The following is a 20267-nucleotide window of genomic DNA, read 5'->3' as shown; positions in this document are numbered from 1 at the left end:
AAGCGGTGGAGCATGTGGTTTAATTCGAAGCAACGCGAAGAACCTTACCTGGCCTTGACATGTCGAGAAGTCTGCAGAGATGCGGATGTGCCTTCGGAACTCGAACACAGGTGCTGCATGGCTGTCGTCAGCTCGTGTCGTGAGATGTTGGGTTAAGTCCCGTAACGAGCGCAACCCTTGTCCTTAGTTACCAGCACGTTATGGTGGGCACTCTAAGGAGACTGCCGGTGACAAACCGGAGGAAGGTGGGGATGACGTCAAGTCATCATGGCCCTTACGGCCAGGGCTACACACGTGCTACAATGGTCGGTACAAAGGGTTGCCAAGCCGCGAGGTGGAGCTAATCCCATAAAACCGATCGTAGTCCGGATCGCAGTCTGCAACTCGACTGCGTGAAGTCGGAATCGCTAGTAATCGTGAATCAGAATGTCACGGTGAATACGTTCCCGGGCCTTGTACACACCGCCCGTCACACCATGGGAGTGGGTTGCACCAGAAGTAGCTAGTCTAACCGCAAGGGGGACGGTTACCACGGTGTGATTCATGACTGGGGTGAAGTCGTAACAAGGTAGCCGTAGGGGAACCTGCGGCTGGATCACCTCCTTAATCGACGACATCAGCTTCCTTATAAGCTCCCACACGAATTGCTTGATTCATTGCGAAAGACGATTGGGTCTGTAGCTCAGTTGGTTAGAGCGCACCCCTGATAAGGGTGAGGTCGGCAGTTCGAATCTGCCCAGACCCACCAATTGTTGTGGGGTTGGCCTTGTACGAATATGGGGCCATAGCTCAGCTGGGAGAGCGCCTGCCTTGCACGCAGGAGGTCAGCGGTTCGATCCCGCTTGGCTCCACCATACAGACGCCGCGAGAGTTCAGAATTGAATATTCCTGGGGTGACCTGGTTGAATATTGACTTCTGGTCTTTGACTAGTAAGTAACAATCGTTCTTTAAAAATTTGGGTATGTGATAGAAAGAATAGACTGGTCACCCTTTTCACTGGGGTGTGATCAGGCTAAGGTAAAATTTGCGAGTTTAATTGCGAATTTTCGGCGAATGTCGTCTTCATAGTATAACCAGATTGCTTGGGGTTATATGGTCAAGTGAAGAAGCGCATACGGTGGATGCCTTGGCAGTCAGAGGCGATGAAAGACGTGGTAGCCTGCGAAAAGCTTCGGGGAGTCGGCAAACAGACTGTGATCCGGAGATATCTGAATGGGGGAACCCACCTAACATAAGTTAGGTATCTTGCACTGAATACATAGGTGTAAGAAGCGAACCCGGGGAACTGAAACATCTAAGTACCCGGAGGAAAAGAAATCAACCGAGATTCCCTTAGTAGTGGCGAGCGAACGGGGACTAGCCCTTAAGCTTCTTTGATTTTAGCGGAACGCTCTGGAAAGTGCGGCCATAGTGGGTGATAGCCCTGTACGCGAAAAGATCTTAGAAGTGAAATCGAGTAGGACGGAGCACGAGAAACTTTGTCTGAATATGGGGGGACCATCCTCCAAGGCTAAATACTACTGACTGACCGATAGTGAACTAGTACCGTGAGGGAAAGGCGAAAAGAACCCCGGAGAGGGGAGTGAAATAGATCCTGAAACCGTATGCGTACAAGCAGTGGGAGCCCACTTTGTTGGGTGACTGCGTACCTTTTGTATAATGGGTCAGCGACTTATTTTCAGTGGCGAGCTTAACCGAATAGGGGAGGCGTAGCGAAAGCGAGTCTTAATAGGGCGTTTAGTCGCTGGGAATAGACCCGAAACCGGGCGATCTATCCATGGGCAGGTTGAAGGTTGGGTAACACTAACTGGAGGACCGAACCGACTACCGTTGAAAAGTTAGCGGATGACCTGTGGATCGGAGTGAAAGGCTAATCAAGCTCGGAGATAGCTGGTTCTCCTCGAAAGCTATTTAGGTAGCGCCTCGTGTATCACTGCTGGGGGTAGAGCACTGTTTCGGCTAGGGGGTCATCCCGACTTACCAAACCGATGCAAACTCCGAATACCAGCAAGTGCGAGCACGGGAGACACACGGCGGGTGCTAACGTCCGTCGTGAAAAGGGAAACAACCCAGACCGTCAGCTAAGGTCCCAAAGTTATGGTTAAGTGGGAAACGATGTGGGAAGGCTTAGACAGCTAGGAGGTTGGCTTAGAAGCAGCCACCCTTTAAAGAAAGCGTAATAGCTCACTAGTCGAGTCGGCCTGCGCGGAAGATGTAACGGGGCTCAAACCATACACCGAAGCTACGGGTATCACTTAGGTGATGCGGTAGAGGAGCGTTCTGTAAGCCTGTGAAGGTGAGTTGAGAAGCTTGCTGGAGGTATCAGAAGTGCGAATGCTGACATGAGTAACGACAATGGGTGTGAAAAACACCCACGCCGAAAGACCAAGGTTTCCTGCGCAACGTTAATCGACGCAGGGTTAGTCGGTCCCTAAGGCGAGGCTGAAAAGCGTAGTCGATGGAAAACAGGTTAATATTCCTGTACTTCTAGTTATTGCGATGGGGGGACGGAGAAGGCTAGGCCAGCTTGGCGTTGGTTGTCCAAGTTTAAGGTTGTAGGCTGGGTGCTTAGGTAAATCCGGGCGCCTAAGGCTGAGAACTGATGACGAGTGCTCATTAGAGCGCGAAGTGGTTGATGCCATGCTTCCAAGAAAAGCCTCTAAGCTTCAGATAACTAGGAACCGTACCCCAAACCGACACAGGTGGTTGGGTAGAGAATACCAAGGCGCTTGAGAGAACTCGGGTGAAGGAACTAGGCAAAATGGCACCGTAACTTCGGGAGAAGGTGCGCCGGTGAGGGTGAACGATTTACTCGGTAAGCCCATGCCGGTCGAAGATACCAGGCCGCTGCGACTGTTTATTAAAAACACAGCACTCTGCAAACACGAAAGTGGACGTATAGGGTGTGACGCCTGCCCGGTGCCGGAAGGTTAATTGATGGGGTTAGCTAACGCGAAGCTCTTGATCGAAGCCCCGGTAAACGGCGGCCGTAACTATAACGGTCCTAAGGTAGCGAAATTCCTTGTCGGGTAAGTTCCGACCTGCACGAATGGCGTAACGATGGCGGCGCTGTCTCCACCCGAGACTCAGTGAAATTGAAATCGCTGTGAAGATGCAGTGTATCCGCGGCTAGACGGAAAGACCCCGTGAACCTTTACTATAGCTTTGCACTGGACTTTGAATTTGCTTGTGTAGGATAGGTGGGAGGCTTTGAAGCGTGAACGCCAGTTTGCGTGGAGCCAATCTTGAAATACCACCCTGGCAACTTTGAGGTTCTAACTCAGGTCCGTTATCCGGATCGAGGACAGTGTATGGTGGGTAGTTTGACTGGGGCGGTCTCCTCCTAAAGAGTAACGGAGGAGTACGAAGGTGCGCTCAGACCGGTCGGAAATCGGTCGTAGAGTATAAAGGCAAAAGCGCGCTTGACTGCGAGACAGACACGTCGAGCAGGTACGAAAGTAGGTCTTAGTGATCCGGTGGTTCTGTATGGAAGGGCCATCGCTCAACGGATAAAAGGTACTCCGGGGATAACAGGCTGATACCGCCCAAGAGTTCATATCGACGGCGGTGTTTGGCACCTCGATGTCGGCTCATCACATCCTGGGGCTGAAGCCGGTCCCAAGGGTATGGCTGTTCGCCATTTAAAGTGGTACGCGAGCTGGGTTTAGAACGTCGTGAGACAGTTCGGTCCCTATCTGCCGTGGACGTTTGAGATTTGAGAGGGGCTGCTCCTAGTACGAGAGGACCGGAGTGGACGAACCTCTGGTGTTCCGGTTGTCACGCCAGTGGCATCGCCGGGTAGCTATGTTCGGAATAGATAACCGCTGAAAGCATCTAAGCGGGAAACTAGCCTCAAGATGAGATCTCACTGGAACCTTGAGTTCCCTAAAGGGCCGTCGAAGACTACGACGTTGATAGGTGGGGTGTGTAAGCGCTGTGAGGCGTTGAGCTAACCCATACTAATTGCCCGTGAGGCTTGACCATATAACACCCAAGCAATTTGCTTAACGGCGAATTGATGAGTGTGAAGACGAGACCGAAAGTTCGTCAAACTCGCGCAAGACTGTCTATCACAGACCCAATTAGGAGTAGCGCGTCAGCGACACTCCAGCCGAATTGCTTGACGACCATAGAGCGTTGGAACCACCTGATCCCATCCCGAACTCAGTAGTGAAACGACGCATCGCCGATGGTAGTGTGGGGTCTCCCCATGTGAGAGTAGGTCATCGTCAAGCTTAAATTCCAAACCCCCCAGTCGCGCAAGCGAGTGGGGGGTTTGTCTTTGTGCGCCGGAAAAGCAGCGCAGCGGCGCGCCAGGCCGGGAATGTCACGTGCGAGCTATGCACATCGATTATCTGAACGAGCTGTTGATGGCCCGGCGCCATCAGTCGGCGGGATGAAAAGCGCAGGCTGTAAAGGGGCGTTGTGCTGATGGCCAACACAGCGCCTGATTCCGGCTTCGCCACAGGCCGGGTGGCGGCTCTAGGCTCAAGCCTTTGCCAAGAGCGCTTCGAGGCGTTCCAGGCTTTGCGACCAGCCGTCGGCCATGCCCATCTTCATGAATGCGTCGCGATCCACCACCGACGCGAACAGGGTCCGGATGCTGAGCTTCGTCCCGCCGCCGTGCTCCTCGAAAGTCACCGTCCAGCGTAACTCCTGCGCGGCCTGGCCTTCATTCTCACGGTACTGGTTCAGTTGCTCGTGCCACTCGGCTGGATGCTCCTCGGTGCTGTCGGTCATGACGAGGCGCTCGTTCTCCACAATCTCGAGGTACACGCCCTTGAGCGGGTACTCCGTGCCATCGGGACCGCGCATGACGATGCGATAGGCTCCACCCGGTCGCAGGTCTACCTCGCAGACCGGGTTGCTGAAACCGTGCGGGCCCCACCACTACGCCAGGTGGCGGGGATCGGTGAACACCTTGTAGACCAGCGCGCGCGGGGCGTCGAAGAGCCGCGTGAAGACGATTTCGTTGTCGTCCTCGGTCGTGCTGACCTGCATTTTTCTGACGATGCTGTTCATTGACTCGGTCCCTCGGTCGCTTTCGCCAGGTAGTCGGCGAGCTGATCCATGGTGCCGCTGTAGCCATGCTGCATGGAGTCGTACCCGGCCTCGAAGGTCTTGTGCTCCAGCTCAGTCGCGTTGAAGGGAGTCGATCGACCAATGACTGTGGTTTTACCTGAGTGCTCCTCGAACGTCATCGTCGACAGGACTTCCAGCGGCCAGTCCGGACTCCAGGGGTGCCGGGTGACGCCGCCCTGCTCATCGGAGAAGGACACGATGAAGGCGAGCCTGTCCGGCGCCACAATTTCGCGATACACGAACCGCCCCCACATGTCCTGGCCGTTTGGGGCGCGCATGCCGTAGTGAAAGACACCGCCCGGGCGTAAATCCAGGGTGCTGACCAGCATCTTGAAACCTTTTGGCCCCCACCATTGCGCTAGGCGATCCACTTCGGTCCAGGCCTTGAATACGAGGTCACGGGGCGCATCGAAGGTGCGCGTGAAGACGAACTCGTGAGTGGCCGCAGTACTATTCGCTGGGGTATCGGAGTCTGCTGCATTCATGACTGTTCTCCTCTGCTTTAAATGCGTGGGTGAAGCGGCGAATGGGGCTTGCCGCAGGGGCTGACAGCGATGCCACGCACAGGACTGCTCGCAGTATCTGCACGAGTGGCACGGTTACTTTTCAGCAAGAGCCTTCAGATTGGCGAGACCGGCCTCGAAGTCCTTGCCGACCATGCGATCCATATTGAAGAAAACGTGAATGATCTTCGCCAGATACGGGGTGGGGCCCTGCATGGCCCAGGTGACCTCAGTGCTATCGCCTTTGGCGACCAGGGTGAATTCAGCGGTGTTATGGGCCTTGAACGGCTTGATGAAGTCCAGCTTGATGGTGATCTTGCTGGGCGCCGATGCCTCGGTTATCTCCATTCGTCCCGAGCCGACTTCGGTGTTGCCCACCCATTCATAAATGGCGCCCTTGCCAGTGGCGGCGCCGCTGAAGGTCCGCTTCATGTCCGGGTCTTTCTTTTCATACGGCGACCAAGCACTCCAACCACGCAGGTCGATGATCTGGGCAAAGATCGTCTCCGGCTGCGCCTTGATGCTGGCCATACGTTGGACGCGGAAGGTGTCCGGCTTAGTGGCGGCAAAGGCGAGAATGGCGCCGATAAGGCAGACAAGTGCGATAGCAATGATTTTCAACATGAATATCTCCTGTTTTGTTGTCTTGTAGGGTGGGGGTGCCCACCCTGGTGGCCTGTACGGTTAGTTCGTTAACTTAAATTCGGATGCAGGGAGTCGCGAGGCAAGGCGCAATGACGAGTCGTAGCACGGCTACGGCGAGGAATTGCAACGCCGGATCGCGGCTTCAGGTGCCGAAGTTAACTAATGGAACTAGCCACGCAGGCCACTAGATCCTGTCTGCGCTATTGCTTGCGCCGATAATTCACCGTTACGAACTGCTGCCACGTCCCGTCATCGCCAAGCATGTGCGAGGTCAGCACCCGCTGATCGTCGCTCTTGAGCTCGATCACATCCTTGTACTTCGCCAGCGCCCCCTCGGCGGCCATATTCGGGCCTTCGGTGTCGAGCGTCAGGACCCTGGCAGCGGCGTCCAACTCGCCGTCGTAGACCCAGAGGTGGGGCATCATCGAACCGATCCAGGTGCCCACAAAGCGCTTCTTCTGCGGGTCATAGCCGAGCGTCAAGACTGACGATGCGGGGCTATCGCCAGCGGGCATTTCGCTCTGTCCCTCGCCGAGAATCCAGAGGCCGCCCAGCGACCGCACACTCTCGGAACCCATCCACTTCACCGGCGGCTGGCCCGGCTCGATGATGCATTCGACTTCGCACGTCCACTCTCCGACGAGCTTCTGCAGCCACTGGTGCTCCTTCTGCGCTTCGGTTGTCATCGCCTCATCTCCTTTCGATTTTCACTGTGGTGTTTGACGGATCACTCGCGTTCCCGCGAATGACAGCAGTCCTCGTCGCTACTGTCCGAGAGGCGGAGAGTCCGCACCGAACATCAAGTGGTAGACGATGAGCTGACGACGCCCGTCGAACAGGCTGGCCTTGCCGTCCGCGCCCTCGAAGACGTAGGTCTTGTCGATGCGCACCATGGGCAATCGGCGCCGTTCAGCATTCAGTGCATCGCGCGCAGGGGTAAGCTGTTTTTCCTTGAGCAGGAACGCCTTGCGGGCGGCCAGCCATGCTTCGCGTGAGACGATCGGGTTCGCGTCCATGATGATCTCCCTCTTCGTGCCGGTGATTGCGTCGTTCAGGCGCGCGTGCGCTGGAGTTCCGCTCCCAGGTTGTCCAGCAGATCGCGCGTGCCGCGCTCGCGCTCGGCGACGTTATCAATGCCGTCGAGAAAGACGGCCTGCTCGGTGAAGATGAGCCGCGTGCCACTGCCCGCAGGTTTGAGCTCCACCGTTGCCAGCGAGACTGATATCCGCGTCTCGTTCAGGTGCATGTCATAGCTGTAGACGATGCGCTGGTCCGGCACGATGTCCTGATAGCAGGCGTCGTACTCATGGACCGGGCCGCCAGCTGCGCAGCCGCTGACGCTTTCTCGTCCGCCGACCCGGAAGTCTAGTTCGTGATCGGAGGCCTCCCACTCGTCGGGCCCCACGAACCAGCGAGCCTTGGCCGCTGGCTCCGCCCAGGCGGCGAATACTTGGGCGGGCGAGGCGTCGTAGTTGCGCTCGATAACGAAGGTAGCGTGATGGGTGGAACGTTCGCGCCTAGCTGACACATTAGTTTTTTTTGCGCTCATCTTCCCTCTCCCTGCTGTTCTGCAAGGGTTTCTGTGGTGTTTCCCCTGTGGTTGCCTGTGCTTGCAGTTCGCGCAGGTAGTCCTCCAGGCGATCGAGGCGTTCTTCCCAGAATTGACGGTACTGCCCCACCCAGTCGGCCACGTCCTCCAGCGGCTTGGCCTCTAGCCGGCAGGGCCGCCACTGCGCCTCGCGGCTGCGCGAGATCAGGCCGGCGCGCTCCAGCACCTTGAGGTGTTTGGTCACGGCAGGGAGGGTCATCTCGAAGGGCTCGGCGAGCTCGGTTACCGTAGTCTCGCCCGTGGCGAGGCGTGCCAGGATGGCGCGGCGAGTGGGGTCGGCGAGTGCCGCGAAGGTGGAGCTGAGCTGATCAGGGGACATTCGCTGGATACCAATTGGTTAATTAACCACTCGGTAAAACTTAGACGGCCTTCGTGATTTGTCAAATAACCTCAAGGGCGCAGCCTTAGCGGCAATCCAGAAGGCTTGGAGCACTTGGGCGGGCACGGCGGATGTCCTTCCACAAATCTTCCAGAGTCCATGGGGAGAGTCGTTGTTAGCCTGTTAGGGCCACGGCTTAGGATCAGTCGCAAAGCTTGTTGAAGTAAGTACGTAATCAGGAATCGGTTTAGCAAAGGTGGAGGCTGGCGCTGAGGTAAAATTCGCCAGTGCCTACGAGCATGTGAATTAAAGAAGTGTCTTGGAAGTCGAGATTGAGCCAGCCAGGGACTGCAGGGCTATTCATCGGCAGACCGTCGCTTGCTTGCCGTCCCTTCCGAGTGGAAGGGTACAGTCGAGCATGTGCATGAGGTCTCCGGATCTTGCTTGCGCAACACTGACACCTGTAACCAGACAGGCTTGCGACCCCGCAAGCGATCTGGCCGGATTTGAAAGCAAGGCACGGAGTTTCAGGCCAAGATGGCGTTGATACATTGAAGCGGCAATGTGGATCTTTGAAGGAGCCCATATGAACACTTCAATCAAGAAAGCCCAGCTCGCCGCCGTAACGGTCAATGACCCGCGCTGGGCTGTCGTTCAGGCTCGGAATCCCGAAGCAGACGGGCAATTCTTCTACTCGGTAAAAAGCACGGGGGTGTATTGCCGGCCCTCCTGTGCGGCGCGCCCTGCAAACCCCGAAAACGTGCAATTCCATGCGACTCGCGAAGACGCTGAAAGGGCCGGCTTCCGCCCCTGCCTGCGCTGCAAGCCCGACCAGCCGTCACTGGCGGAACAGCACGCAGCAAAAGTCACGCAAGCCTGTCGGGTGCTCGACAACGCAGAACAAGCACCCAGCCTGGAGGCGCTGGCCAAACAGGTGGGGATGAGCACCTATCACTTCCATCGTGTGTTCAAGGCCATCACCGGGTTGACGCCAAAAGGCTACGCCGACGCTCAGCGGGCGCAACGCGTGCGTGACCAACTCGGTCGCAGCGAATCGGTGACGGAGGCGATCTACGACGCCGGCTTCAACTCCAATGGGCGCTTCTACGAAGCCTCGAATCAGCTGCTGGGTATGACGCCGTCGAAATACCGTGCCGGCGGCGTAAATACGCAAATACGCTTCGCCGTAGGCGAGTGCTCGCTGGGTTCGATTCTGGTCGCGCAGAGCGAACGCGGAGTCTGTGCAATTTTGCTGGGCGATGATCCCGACCTGCTGGTCCGTGATCTTCAAGACCGCTTCCCCCACGCCACGCTGATTGGTGGCGACAGCGATTTCGAACAGGTAGTGGCCAAAGTCGTTGGTTTCGTCGAGGCCCCGGCAATCGGTCTGGATCTGCCGCTGGATGTTCGTGGAACTGCATTCCAGCAGCGGGTCTGGCAGGCCTTGCGGGACATTCCGCCAGGCTCGACGGCGAGCTATACCGAAATCGCCCTGCGCATAGGTTCGCCAAGTGCCGTGCGCGCAGTTGCAGGAGCCTGCGCCGCCAATGCCCTGGCCGTGGCGATTCCTTGCCATCGTGTCGTACGTAACGACGGCGGCTTGTCTGGCTATCGTTGGGGCGTCGAACGCAAGCGTGCCTTGCTCAATCTGGAGGCGCACGCATGAACGCGCCAGCCAACACGATGGCCGCTCTGGGCTGCGCAGCTACCCTGGTCGAACGCATTGAGGTTCGGGATTGGCAGCGCATCAGCGAGGATCTGGATGCGCAAGGTCATGCACTGCTTGAGCGCCTGCTGAGCCCGAGCGAATGCGCCGCGCTGGCTGGGTTTTACTCGCAGGAGAACCTTTTCCGCAGCCGGGTGGTGATGGCGCGGCATGGCTTCGGGCGCGGTGAGTACAAGTACTTCAACTATCCGCTGCCGGACATGATCGCCGGGCTGCGTACCACGCTCTATCCGCACCTGGCGCCCATCGCCAACCGCTGGAATCAGGCGATGGGTCTCGCCGTCACCTACCCCGCGCAACATGCCGAGTTCATCGCCCGCTGCCATGCCGCGGGCCAGTTGCGGCCGACGCCACTGCTCCTGCAATACGGTGTCGACGACTACAACTGCCTGCATCAGGACCTCTACGGCGAGCAGGTATTCCCGCTGCAAGTGGCGATTCTGCTTTCAGAGCCCGGCCGCGACTTTACCGGCGGCGAGTTTGTCTTGACCGAGCAGCGCCCGCGTATGCAATCGCGTCCTGAAGTGGTGCCGCTGAAACAGGGTGATGCGGTGATCTTCGCCGTTCACCAGCGCCCGGTGCAGGGTACTCGTGGCACCTACCGGGTGAACCTACGCCATGGCGTCAGCCGTTTGCGCTCGGGGCATCGGCATACCGTTGGCGTGATTTTCCACGACGCCGTTTGAGCACAAAGCCATGACCATGGATTTGTTCGACGGCGCGAGCACTCTCGAGTCGCAGGAGCAGTTGGCCCCAGGTGCTGTGCTCTTGCGCGGTTTTGCCGCCGCGGATGAACGCGAGCTGCTCAGTGCCCTGGCGGAGGTGATCACTCAGGCGCCGTTCCGTCACATGCGTACCCCGGGCGGTTTGCCCATGTCGGTCGGCATGAGCAACTGCGGCGCCCTCGGTTGGATCAGCGATAGAGCCGGCTATCGCTACGGGCCCGTTGACCCGCTCAGCAGCCAGCCCTGGCCGCCGCTGCCTGAGGTGTTTCTGCAGCTGGCCACGCACGCGGCAGAGCGGGCAGGGTTCAGCCGGTTCGTGCCGGACGCCTGTTTGATCAACCGCTACGAACCGGGCTCAAGGCTGTCGTTGCATCAGGACAAGAACGAGCGCGACTTTGGCCAGCCGATTGTCTCGGTGTCGCTTGGTCTTCCTGTGGTCTTTCTGTTCGGTGGCTTAAGCCGCTCGGTGCCAGCCCGGCGCATTGGTCTTATGCACGGGGATGTGGTCGTGTGGGGCGGGCCAGCAAGGTTGAGTTATCACGGGGTGTTGCCGCTCAAAGAGGGTTTCCATCCGTTAGTGGGTAGCCAGCGGCCGAACCTCACGTTCCGCAAGGCCGGGTGAGGCGCATCCGAGGCTTCGAAGGATGCGCTGGTGGATTTCCCGGCGTGCCGTCAGTTGAACTTGACCAAGTTGTGAGTGGGCGGCGGCCCGTCGGGGGGACTGGGCCAGTCGGCAGCTTCTCCGCAGCCGCTCGACGGCTTGCCGTGAAACCCGCCGCAGTGAGCCGCAACCTCGCTCAGCTGGAAGCCAACCTCGGCGTGCGGCTGTTCCAGCGCAGCACCCGCCGGCTGACGTTGACCGAGGCCGGCGAGCGCTTCCTGCAGACCGTCAGCGGCGGGTTGGACAGCATCCAGGCGGCCATAGCGGACTTGACCAGCCACTTAGACCAACCGGCCGGCGTGCTCAAGATCAGCGTGGCCATGGCCTGCGGTCTGGATTACATCCTGCCGCTGATGCCGGCCTTCATGGCGCGCTACCCGGATCTGGTGCCGGACTGGCAGTTCGATAATCGTCAGGTGGACCTGATTGCCGGTGCTTTCGATGTCGCCATAGGTGGCGGTATCGAGTTGACACCGGGCGTGGTGGTCCGTGAGTTGGCGTGGGCACATGTCGTGGCGGTGGCGGCTCCGGCTTATCTGCAGGGCAGGGCGTTGCCAACGACTCCGGCTGACTTTGCGCTGTTCGACGGGCTACTGATGCGCTAATCCCAGACCGGCCGATTGCGCTCAGAGGTAATGCGTAGCAGCAACGGGGCTGAAATGGCCGTCGAAATGAAAGCCGGTATGGTCGTTAACGACCCGGAAGTCCTGGTGCGCGGCGTCTTGCTGGGCTTGGGTGTAGCCTTGGTCGCGATGCCCCACGCCTTGCCGCATCTGGAACGAGGGACGCTGATCCGCTTGCTGCCGGACAGGTACAGCGATGCCGGACCGATCTCGCTCTACTTTGCCAGCCAGAAGCTGCTATCGGCCAAGCCCCGGGCCTTTATCGACTTCGTCACCGAAGCGTTCGAACAGCAGAAATTGCCAGCGCGGTTTGCGGCCGGAGGGGCGAGCCGTATCTAACTAGCTCCCCCCGTGCCAGCTTGTGGCCGAGGGCGCTCCATTTGCTTGGTGGCTCAGATCAGCCTGGTGCGGTCAGTGGACAGAATGATGGCACTTTACTGGCGTTGCTTGGACTGCTGCCAAATCGACTTGAGCAGCCTGGGCTTGGGTGACAATCGTTGATGTCCAGAGCGTGCCGCCCGGATATTTGGCCGAGTTGGTTGAGTGGTCATACAACAAGGCTTTGGGGTCGCTAAGTAAGGTGCGCAGAGACAAGCTGATTGGATAGCCGTGACCCTGGCCTTCATGTGTTGGCCTAACAATTCATACCAGCCGACCCCGCTTCGCGGGGCGACTTAGTTCAGACGCTAGTTATTGCGACAGTCCGCTTCTTCGAAAGCCGACTATCGCTTTATCGCCGTCAGGGTGTAGCACATCGGCAACTGCGCCTTTTGATGCTGATACAGATCGTAGGCGTCCTCGCGATTGGAGTGAGGATATTCCTTGAAGTGTGCGATCTGGAGGCCGGCCTCTATTAACGCAGTGACGATGTCGCTCAACCGGTGGACAAACCAATAGGAAGGAGCGCCTTTCGCCTGGCTCTGACCTTCGTAGACGATGACCCGTTCCTCGACGAAGGGCTCGGTGCGGAAATAGGACTCCGCTAGTCGAAAGGGATCGGCCGTCTCGGGTGCGAACATCTCTAGGAAAGGGTGGGTTTCGTAGATCACCAGGGTTCCACTCTGTCGGAGAGTGGCGCCGACACGAGAGAAAAAAACCGCGATATCCGGCATCCAGTTCAATACCCCAATCGTGATTAGCGCAGTATCGAAACGATCATGGAGCGCAGGCGGCAAGGAATGGATGTCGGCCTCGACGAATACCGGATCGTGAGGGGAAAGCGATGCCAGTTCCCGTGCTTGAGCGAGAAAAGCTGCGGATTGATCGACTCCGACCACGGTTCGAGCCCCAAGTCCTAACAACGACAGGCACTCGCGCCCATTATTGCAACCGAGTTGGACAATGTTCTTGTCTTCGACGCCTAGGCTCAGAAGCAAATGAGTGAGTATGGGATCAAAGCATGAGAAATCTGCTTGGCCGACCGCCCCGAGAAGTGCCCGCCACGCATCGGTATCTTTGTGATGCTTCGCCGAGTCGTTCCAGGCCTCTCTGTTGCTTGCCACGACACTTTGAGTCGGTGGTATCGCCATCATGATCTCCTATCATTAACGGGTCAGACATTTACTCCAACAGCGCTAGATATTAGCTGTGAGCGTCGGCTTCAGGTCGTTTTGATCCGGTCGAGTTAGTCGGGAGGAGCGGCGGTTCGGTAGGTTCAGACTGGGCAACAACGGCTGCATCGTCAGCCGCAGCAACGAGGCCAAGGCTCTGGGCATTGTTCGAGCTAAGTGACCAGATGGTCCTGAACGGCATCAAGGTGTTGGGCTGCAATTACGCCCTGTCCAGCAACCTCTCTGCCCGTGACATGCCCCGTCCGATCGCAGAAGCTTTGACAATACGATGTTCCCTACCCGACCCTTGCACTGCTGTCTATTTGGTCCGAGCGATTATTCATGCCTGATTTGTATTTACCTGCCCTCGACGATATCGACCGTCAATTGATTGCTGCCTTGCAGATCAACGCTCGAGAAAGTGTGGCGGTGCTGGCCCGTCGCCTGGGGATTGCGCGTACCACGGTAACGTCCCGCATCGCACGCCTGGAAAAGTCGAAAATCATCACCGGCTATGGCGTGCGCCTGGGTCAGCGGGTGCTTGATGGAGGTTTGCAGGCCTATGTGGGTATTACCTTGCAACCGCGTTCCGGCAAAGAGGTTCTGCGCCGGTTGAGCGGCATGGCGGAAGTCCAGCAGCTCTGTGCGGTCAGTGGCGAGTTCGATTATGTGGCCTGGCTGCGGGTGGACTCCCCGGAGCGCCTCGATCAGCTGCTCGATCAAATCGGTAGTTTCGACGGGGTGGAGAAGACGACGACCTCGATCATTTTGTCTACTAAAGTTGACCGTGGCCATCCGCTTTGAGGATGTGCTTCGTCAATTAGCTTGGTTTTGTCGTCGTAATGCAGTCAGGCTTCGTCTAATCGCTGCATTTTGCGTCTTATAGTCAGCCTGGATGTTCCCTAGACTGCTGTTCACCGTATGACACCTTGCCGGCGGGCAGGGTGATGAACATCCATTCTGGTTTTCTCAAGGCCTTGCCATGACTGCTAAGAACAATCGCCATCCCGATAGCCACGGGAAGAAGCCCATCACCATTTTCGGTCCTGACTTTCCGTTTGCCTTCGACGACTGGATCGAGCATCCGGCGGGGCTGGGCAGCATTCCAGCCGAGAACCATGGCAAGGAAGTGGCCATTGTCGGCGCCGGGATCGCCGGTCTGGTGGCTGCCTATGAATTGATGAAGTTGGGCCTCAAGCCTGTCGTCTACGAAGCTTCGCGCATGGGCGGCCGTCTGCGCTCACAGGCATTCGAAGGCGCCGAGGGTATCATTGCCGAGCTGGGTGGCATGCGCTTCCCGGTGTCGTCCACGGCCTTTTACCACTATGTCGACAAGCTGGGACTGAAGACCAAGCCGTTCCCTAACCCGTTGACGCCTGCCTCAGGCAGTACCGTGGTCGACCTGGAAGGCAAGACCTATTACGCCAACCGCCTGGCCGATCTGCCGGCGCTGTTCAGTGAAGTCGCCGACGCCTGGGCTGAAGCCCTGGAGAGCGGAGCCCAGTTCAGTGGTATCCAGGAGGCCATCCGCAATCGCGATGTGGCCAAGCTCAAAGAGCTGTGGAATACCCTGGTGCCGCTGTGGGATGACCGCACCTTCTATGATTTCGTCGCCAGTTCCGAGGCTTTTGCCCGTCTGACTTTCCATCATCGTGAGGTCTTTGGTCAGGTCGGTTTCGGCACCGGTGGCTGGGATTCCGATTTCCCCAACTCCATGCTGGAAATCTTCCGCGTGGTGATGACCAACTGCGACGATCACCAGCACCTGATCGAGGGCGGTGTAGAGCAGGTCCCGCTGGGTATCTGGCGCCATGCGCCGGAAAAATGCGCACACTGGCCGCAAGGCACTACCCTGTCTTCGCTGCACAGTGGCGCGCCGCGCCCGGGAGTGAAACGGATTGCCCGCGATAGCAACGGCCACTTCGAAGTGACTGACTACTGGGGGGTGAGCCGCCACTACGAGGCTGTACTGACCACCTGCCAGAGTTGGTTGCTGACTACCCAGATCGAATGCGAAGAGTCGCTGTTCTCGCAGAAGATGTGGATGGCACTGGACCGTACCCGTTACATGCAGTCTTCGAAGACCTTCGTGATGGTCGACCGGCCGTTCTGGAAAGACAAAGACCCGAAAACCGGGCGCGATGTCATGAGCATGACCCTGACCGACCGTCTGACTCGTGGCACCTATCTGTTCGATAACGGCGACGACAAGCCGGGGGTGATCTGCCTGTCCTACTCTTGGATGAGCGATGCCTTGAAAATGCTGCCGCAACCAATCGAGAAGCGCGTCAAACTGGCGCTGGATGCGTTGAAGAAGATCTATCCGGATGTGGATATCGCCAGCCATATCATTGGTGATCCAATCACTGTCTCCTGGGAAGCCGATCCGCACTTCCTCGGCGCCTTCAAGGGGGCGCTACCGGGTCATTACCGCTATAACCAGCGCATGTACGCGCACTTCATGCAGGCCGATATGCCGGCGGAACAGCGTGGCATCTTCATCGCCGGCGACGATGTGTCCTGGACTCCGGCCTGGGTCGAGGGCGCAGTGCAGACCTCGCTCAATGCGGCGTGGGGGATCATGACTCACTTTGGTGGCCGCAGTTATCCGGAAAACCCCGGGCCCGGCGATGTCTTCCATGAGATCGGTCCTATCGAATTGCCTGAGTGAAGGAGTGAGCAAGATGCGTCTGGCCGTCTATCAATGCGCGTCATCGCCTCTGGATGTCGCAGGCAACCTGCGTCGTTTGGAGGCCACGGCACTGCGTGCGGCGGAGCAGGGGGCAGACCTTCTGGTCTGCCCTGAAATGTTCCTGACCGGTTATAACATCGGTGCCGAGGCGGTCTCGCGTCTTGCCGAACCTTGCGATGGCCCCTCCGCGCAGGTCATCGCCCGGATTGCCCAGGCTGCCGGTGTGGCGATTCTCTATGGCTATCCCGAGCGCGCTGGAGCTGGCCTCGTTTATAACGCGGTGCAACTAATCGATGCCCAGGGCCAGCGCCTGGGCAACTACCGCAAGACGCATCTGTATGGCGAGCTGGACCACAGTTTGTTCAGCCGGGGTGAGGCGCTGGATACCGCGCTGATCGAATGGCAGGGCTGGCACCTGGGGCTGTTGATCTGCTACGACGTTGAGTTTCCGGAAAACACCCGCAGACTGGCCTTGGCTGGTGCCGATCTGGTGCTGGTGCCGACGGCCAACATGCTTCCCTATGATTTCGTCGCGACCACCACGGTACGGGCGCGAGCGTATGAAAATCAGTTCTACTTGGCCTATGGCAACTATTGCGCCGCCGAAGGGGATATCACCTACTGCGGCCTTAGCAGTGTTTCGTCACCTGATGGAACGCCGCTGGCACAGGCTGGACGCGATGAGGAGCTGTTGCTCGCTGATCTCGACCGGCGTGTGGTCGAGCAGGCAAGGCAGCAGACGCCCTACCTACAGGACCGGCGTCCCGAGCTCTATGGTGCCCTGACTGCTGCGGACAGATCTCAGCGCTGAGGTTCGCCCTAAGGCCAACCACCAAGGCATTATCGACCTCGTTCACTCCCATCGGGATTGGTCAGATATTGAAAGTTGGGCGCCCCGTCTGCCGGGGGGCGCTTGAATCCATGGTGGATATCTACGGCATGTTCCGTTTTTTTCAGCAGGGTATAGGTCGGGTCGAGCGTCTCAAGCAAGCGGCCTGGCTGACCTGGCACTGGCACTTGGTCTGCGCACATTGAGCTTTTGGACTGTCAACGGATAGTCAGCGCCTGCGAGCTGTTGGCCGATCCAGGTGCGAAATTACATCTCGCTTGACCACCTAAGTGCATTGCCACTGACCAGGCATTTGGATGTGAAGTACGCCCTGGCCCCGCAGTTCGCCCTCAATGATGATCAGGACATCCCTGAAGATGTCGTCAAGGACTACTGGCGCAAAGCACGACTACGCAAGTGGGGTTGGGACTGCATCATGAGCGGTCGATGTGAAGCACTCCCGCCGAGCGAGCTCCGGTAATCTGTCATCGTTCAAAAAACGATGACAGCTCTCAAGTTATGTACCTCTTGAGTTACCAGTCGACCGAGTAGCTGACGCTCAGCGTACGCCCTTCGGCATTGGCAAAAGGCGCGCGGGCGTTGGCCTGGGCGAAGAGGTTCTGGTAGGTGCGGTTGGTGAGGTTGTAGACCCCACCTTCAAGGCGGCCGACCGGCAGCTCCACCGAACCGAGCATGTCCACCAGGGTGTAGCCCTCGATATCGCGGCCATTGTTGTCTTTGGCGGCGGCATCGTAGCTGGACAGATGCATGCCCTGCAGACGCAGGCTGTAGTCGTCTTCGGTATAGCCGACGAACAAAGTGGTTTTAGCCGGTGAAATGCGGGTGGCCGGCAGGTCGATCCATTTGCCGTTCTGTTCGGTTTCACCTTTGGCCCAAGCGTAAGTGCCGCCCACCGACCAGTGATCGGTCGCACGATACGTCAGGCTGTTCTCGATGCCGCGTACGCGTTCCTTTTGGTTGATCAGGCGCAGCACACGGTCGTTGGCGTCGAAGAACTGGGTGACGTCCGAGGTGTTCTCATAAACGGTGACGTCGGCTTGCCATTGATCCCAAGTACCACGCCAGCCCAGCTCGTAGCTGTCGACTTTGATCGCCTGGGCGTTGAGGCTCTGGATGTTGAAGGTGCTGCTGACATCGCGCATGAAGCGCTGGATGTCCGGCAGCGAAAAGCCCTGGCTGAAGTTGGCGAACAGGTCCTGGTTTTCACTCAGGTGATAGACCGCTCCCAGGTTGTAGAGGGTGTCGTCATAGTTGAGAGTGTCGCCGGGCAAGGTCGAGCGTTTGCCGGTCTGAACGATTTCACCGTAGGCGATGCTGTCGGCGACTTCGCTTTCGATCCACTCACGGCGTATGCCGCCACGCAGGGTCCAGTCAGCGATGTCCCAGGACATTTGCCCGAACAACGCCTTGGTGGTGGTTTCGATGTCCGGCCCCAATTCAAAGGTGGCGCCAGTCTTGCTGTAGCTCAGGCCGTTGACCTTGTACTGGTCGCCACGCTGGCGGGAGCGCTCGTGGTCGTAGTCGGCCCCCCAGACCAGGTTGCCGGTGGCATCGCCGATGGACGGCAACGGGCTATCGATGGCAGCACGCAGGCCGTATACATCTTGCACGCTGTTGTTGTCCGAGACACCGGCCTTGCCCCGAGCCAGATCGGGAAAGAACAGCGCGTCGGCACGGCGCCAGTAGCTTTCGACCACCAGGCCCTGGCCGTACAAATCCTTATCGGTGTAGTTGAGGTTGACCGCCTGGTTGTGGGTGTAGGGTTGGTCGTCGAGCTTCAAGCCCTTGATCGCGACGGCTTCCTGGCGGTTCTTCGGATCCTTGGTGTAGTCGGTGTCCTGCTGATCCTTGTAGTCTTGCAGCAACAGGTTGAGCTTTTTGTCGGCATCCAACTCGTAACCGAACCGACCTTGCAGGTCATAGGTTTCGGTATCCATGTTGCTGCCCTGGGAGGTGTCCTGGGGAATGCGCTTGCCGTTGCCGTCGAACTGGTCGTTGCGTTGGATCAGGTCTGCCGAGACATACCAGTCCAGTGCGTCCTGTCGGCCTGTCGCACTTTGGAACGCCTCGTAGGCGAAACCCTTGGGATTGAGGTTGTTGCCGCTGCCCAGGCCCAGTTTGCTGCTAAAGGCGAGGTCCTGGCCCTGGTTGCGTTTGGTGATGATGTTGATGATGCCGCCCGAAGCCCCGGCGCCGTAGATGCTGCTCGCGCCAGACACCACTTCGATGCGCTCGATGCTGGCGGGCGAGATGCTGTTGAGTTGACGGAAGTTGTCGCGGGTGGCGTTTTGCGACACGCCGTCGATCAACACCAGCATGTTGCGCCCACGCAGGGTCTGACCGAAGTTGCTCATCCCGCCACTGGAGGGTGCCAGGCCTGGCACCAGTTGCCCGAGGATATCGGCGACTCGGCGGCCGGTGCCGCTCTGCTCACGGATCTGCTGTTCGTCGATGACCTGCACCGAGCCTGGAATCGAAGCGATGCTCGCTTCGCTGCGGGTGGCCGAGACAACTGTGGCTTGCATGTTCAGGGTGCCTGGCTGCTCGGTTTCTTCGGCCCAGGTTGGGGCACTGAAGGAGCCGAGCAGCGGAATCAGCAGGGAGAGTTTGGTACGGGTCATGGTGTGGTCTTTTTTTAGTTTTGATGAGTGTTGGTAGAAAAAACTGTTGGCTGTGGCATCGACGTTGATGCCAGTACCCAGCGGATGCCCAAAGCTGCCAACTGGAGGTTCCAGCCGTGATGGAAGGCCAGGCAAAGCGTGTCATTGCTGAAACTGTCATCGAACTCCTGAGCCAGGCAGTCCAGCACCTCCCTTGATGCCGCAGGGTTGAGCCGGGTGCGGAGCAGGGCGAGCAGTTCAGGCGGAAGCTGGATCTTTTGAGGTAGGCACAGCGGGGCTGTGCAGGGTAATACTGGCGCGCACGTCCCGGCTGTTCATCCGCCCTGCCGACAGGTGCTCGAAACAAAGCTGGGCGCCATTCTCAAGCGGCAACCAGCAGCGGTTGTGTTCGTCGTATTCACGTTCGTCGAGGTTCGCGAAACGGCGCCTGGATCAGACGTTGGAAGCAGCGCTGCGAAGCGGGTTCCAATGCATTGTTCAAATGCTCGAGCGTAATTCGGTGGGATTTGAAGGCTGGGGTGCCAAGCGCTCCAGCGCGAGAGCAATTGCTGCTGTTTTTCCGGGTAGGCGTGCTTCAAATCCGGCTCCTTATGGACGCAGTTCAGGTACAAAGCGCGCAGAGAATACGCTCCAAAGAAGAGAGTGCCAATGATAACTATT

The 20267-nt window shown here is 58.2% G+C and carries 14 protein-coding genes, 2 tRNA genes, 3 rRNA genes and 4 pseudogenes; 12 read left to right on the top strand and 11 right to left on the bottom strand.

The annotated features are described in order from the left end of the window. The 5 genes from D3879_RS21855 to rrf form a co-directional block, all read left to right on the top strand. Positions 1 to 606 (top strand): 16S ribosomal RNA (locus D3879_RS21855); the annotation flags it as partial. A gap of 65 nt (positions 607 to 671) precedes the next feature. Beyond that, positions 672 to 748 (top strand) — tRNA-Ile (locus D3879_RS21850). Positions 749 to 778: 30 nt separating this feature from the next. Then, a tRNA-Ala gene (locus D3879_RS21845) sits at positions 779 to 854 on the top strand. 241 nt (positions 855 to 1095) lie between these two features. Beyond that, positions 1096 to 3985 (top strand): 23S ribosomal RNA (locus D3879_RS21840). 135 nt (positions 3986 to 4120) lie between these two features. Further along, positions 4121 to 4236 (top strand): 5S ribosomal RNA (gene rrf / locus D3879_RS21835). Between the two features lie 253 nt (positions 4237 to 4489). Here rrf and D3879_RS21830 read toward each other — a convergent pair. From D3879_RS21830 to D3879_RS21800, 8 genes and pseudogenes are all read right to left on the bottom strand, one after another. Continuing rightward, positions 4490 to 4876 (bottom strand): annotated as a pseudogene (locus D3879_RS21830) (SRPBCC domain-containing protein); the annotation flags it as partial. A 15-nt stretch (positions 4877 to 4891) separates the two neighbouring features. After that, the gene (locus tag D3879_RS27550; protein ID WP_274381399.1) at positions 4892 to 5023 is read right to left on the bottom strand and encodes a hypothetical protein; all 132 of its coding nucleotides are present in this window, start codon (positions 5021 to 5023) and stop codon (positions 4892 to 4894) included. After that, positions 5020 to 5568, bottom strand: coding sequence for an SRPBCC family protein (locus D3879_RS21825; RefSeq protein ID WP_119956325.1), 549 nt, complete (start codon positions 5566 to 5568; stop codon positions 5020 to 5022). The genes D3879_RS27550 and D3879_RS21825 overlap by 4 nt, the downstream gene beginning before the upstream one ends. A 114-nt stretch (positions 5569 to 5682) precedes the next feature. After that, positions 5683 to 6210, bottom strand: coding sequence for an SRPBCC family protein (locus D3879_RS21820; protein ID WP_119956323.1), 528 nt, complete (start codon positions 6208 to 6210; stop codon positions 5683 to 5685). A 221-nt stretch (positions 6211 to 6431) separates the two neighbouring features. Then, on the bottom strand, positions 6432 to 6917 hold the full coding sequence (locus tag D3879_RS21815) for a DUF1579 domain-containing protein (RefSeq protein ID WP_119956320.1): 486 nt from the start codon (positions 6915 to 6917) through the stop codon (positions 6432 to 6434). 108 nt (positions 6918 to 7025) lie between these two features. Next, positions 7026 to 7247: pseudogene (locus D3879_RS21810) on the bottom strand (DUF899 family protein); the annotation flags it as partial. Between the two features lie 35 nt (positions 7248 to 7282). Continuing rightward, entirely contained in the window at positions 7283 to 7780 is a 498-nt protein-coding gene (locus tag D3879_RS21805; RefSeq protein WP_119956316.1) for an SRPBCC family protein, read from the bottom strand. Beyond that, positions 7761 to 8159 (bottom strand): ArsR/SmtB family transcription factor, encoded by a 399-nt coding sequence (locus D3879_RS21800; RefSeq protein ID WP_119956314.1) that lies wholly within the window; start codon positions 8157 to 8159, stop codon positions 7761 to 7763. The genes D3879_RS21805 and D3879_RS21800 overlap by 20 nt, the downstream gene beginning before the upstream one ends. 586 nt (positions 8160 to 8745) lie before the next feature. On the opposite strand from D3879_RS21800, the gene ada reads away from it, so the two are divergent. The 4 genes and pseudogenes from ada to D3879_RS21780 all read left to right on the top strand — a co-directional run bounded on the left by ada (position 8746) and on the right by D3879_RS21780 (position 12233). Continuing rightward, positions 8746 to 9825, top strand: coding sequence for a bifunctional DNA-binding transcriptional regulator/O6-methylguanine-DNA methyltransferase Ada (ada, locus tag D3879_RS21795; protein WP_119956312.1), 1080 nt, complete (start codon positions 8746 to 8748; stop codon positions 9823 to 9825). Continuing rightward, a complete protein-coding gene (locus tag D3879_RS21790; protein WP_119956311.1) occupies positions 9822 to 10571 on the top strand; it encodes a 2OG-Fe(II) oxygenase in 750 nt (249 codons plus the stop codon). Before ada ends, D3879_RS21790 begins: the two co-directional genes overlap by 4 nt. Before the next feature lie 10 nt (positions 10572 to 10581). Continuing rightward, on the top strand, positions 10582 to 11232 hold the full coding sequence (alkB, locus tag D3879_RS21785; protein ID WP_119956309.1) for a DNA oxidative demethylase AlkB: 651 nt from the start codon (positions 10582 to 10584) through the stop codon (positions 11230 to 11232). Between the two features lie 71 nt (positions 11233 to 11303). Further along, a pseudogene (locus tag D3879_RS21780) lies at positions 11304 to 12233 on the top strand (LysR family transcriptional regulator). Positions 12234 to 12616: 383 nt separating this feature from the next. Here D3879_RS21780 and D3879_RS21775 read toward each other — a convergent pair. After that, positions 12617 to 13423 carry a class I SAM-dependent methyltransferase gene (locus tag D3879_RS21775; protein WP_119956307.1) on the bottom strand — a complete coding sequence of 269 codons (807 nt, stop codon included), beginning with the start codon at positions 13421 to 13423 and terminating at the stop codon, positions 12617 to 12619. A 363-nt stretch (positions 13424 to 13786) separates the two neighbouring features. Here D3879_RS21775 and D3879_RS21770 point away from each other — a divergent pair, with 363 nt between their 5' ends. The 3 genes from D3879_RS21770 (at position 13787) to D3879_RS21760 (ending at position 16947) form a co-directional block, all read left to right on the top strand. Next, entirely contained in the window at positions 13787 to 14248 is a 462-nt protein-coding gene (locus tag D3879_RS21770) for an Lrp/AsnC family transcriptional regulator (RefSeq protein WP_119956305.1), read from the top strand. Between the two features lie 178 nt (positions 14249 to 14426). Next, positions 14427 to 16115: a flavin monoamine oxidase family protein gene (locus D3879_RS21765; RefSeq protein WP_119956303.1), complete on the top strand. Its 1689-nt coding sequence runs from the start codon at positions 14427 to 14429 to the stop codon at positions 16113 to 16115. Between the two features lie 13 nt (positions 16116 to 16128). After that, entirely contained in the window at positions 16129 to 16947 is an 819-nt protein-coding gene (locus D3879_RS21760; RefSeq protein WP_119956302.1) for a carbon-nitrogen hydrolase family protein, read from the top strand. A 551-nt stretch (positions 16948 to 17498) separates the two neighbouring features. Here D3879_RS21760 and D3879_RS21755 read toward each other — a convergent pair. Continuing rightward, on the bottom strand, positions 17499 to 19607 hold the full coding sequence (locus tag D3879_RS21755) for a TonB-dependent receptor (protein WP_119956300.1): 2109 nt from the start codon (positions 19605 to 19607) through the stop codon (positions 17499 to 17501). Positions 19608 to 19705: 98 nt separating this feature from the next. Further along, a pseudogene (locus D3879_RS27685) lies at positions 19706 to 20185 on the bottom strand (IucA/IucC family protein); the annotation flags it as partial. Positions 20186 to 20267 lie beyond the last annotated feature (82 nt).

The organism is Pseudomonas cavernicola, assembly GCF_003596405.1.
GTDB classification, from domain to species: domain Bacteria; phylum Pseudomonadota; class Gammaproteobacteria; order Pseudomonadales; family Pseudomonadaceae; genus Aquipseudomonas; species Aquipseudomonas cavernicola.
Note: the sequence above shows the minus strand (reverse complement) of the source record. Positions and strands in the feature narration are given on the sequence as shown.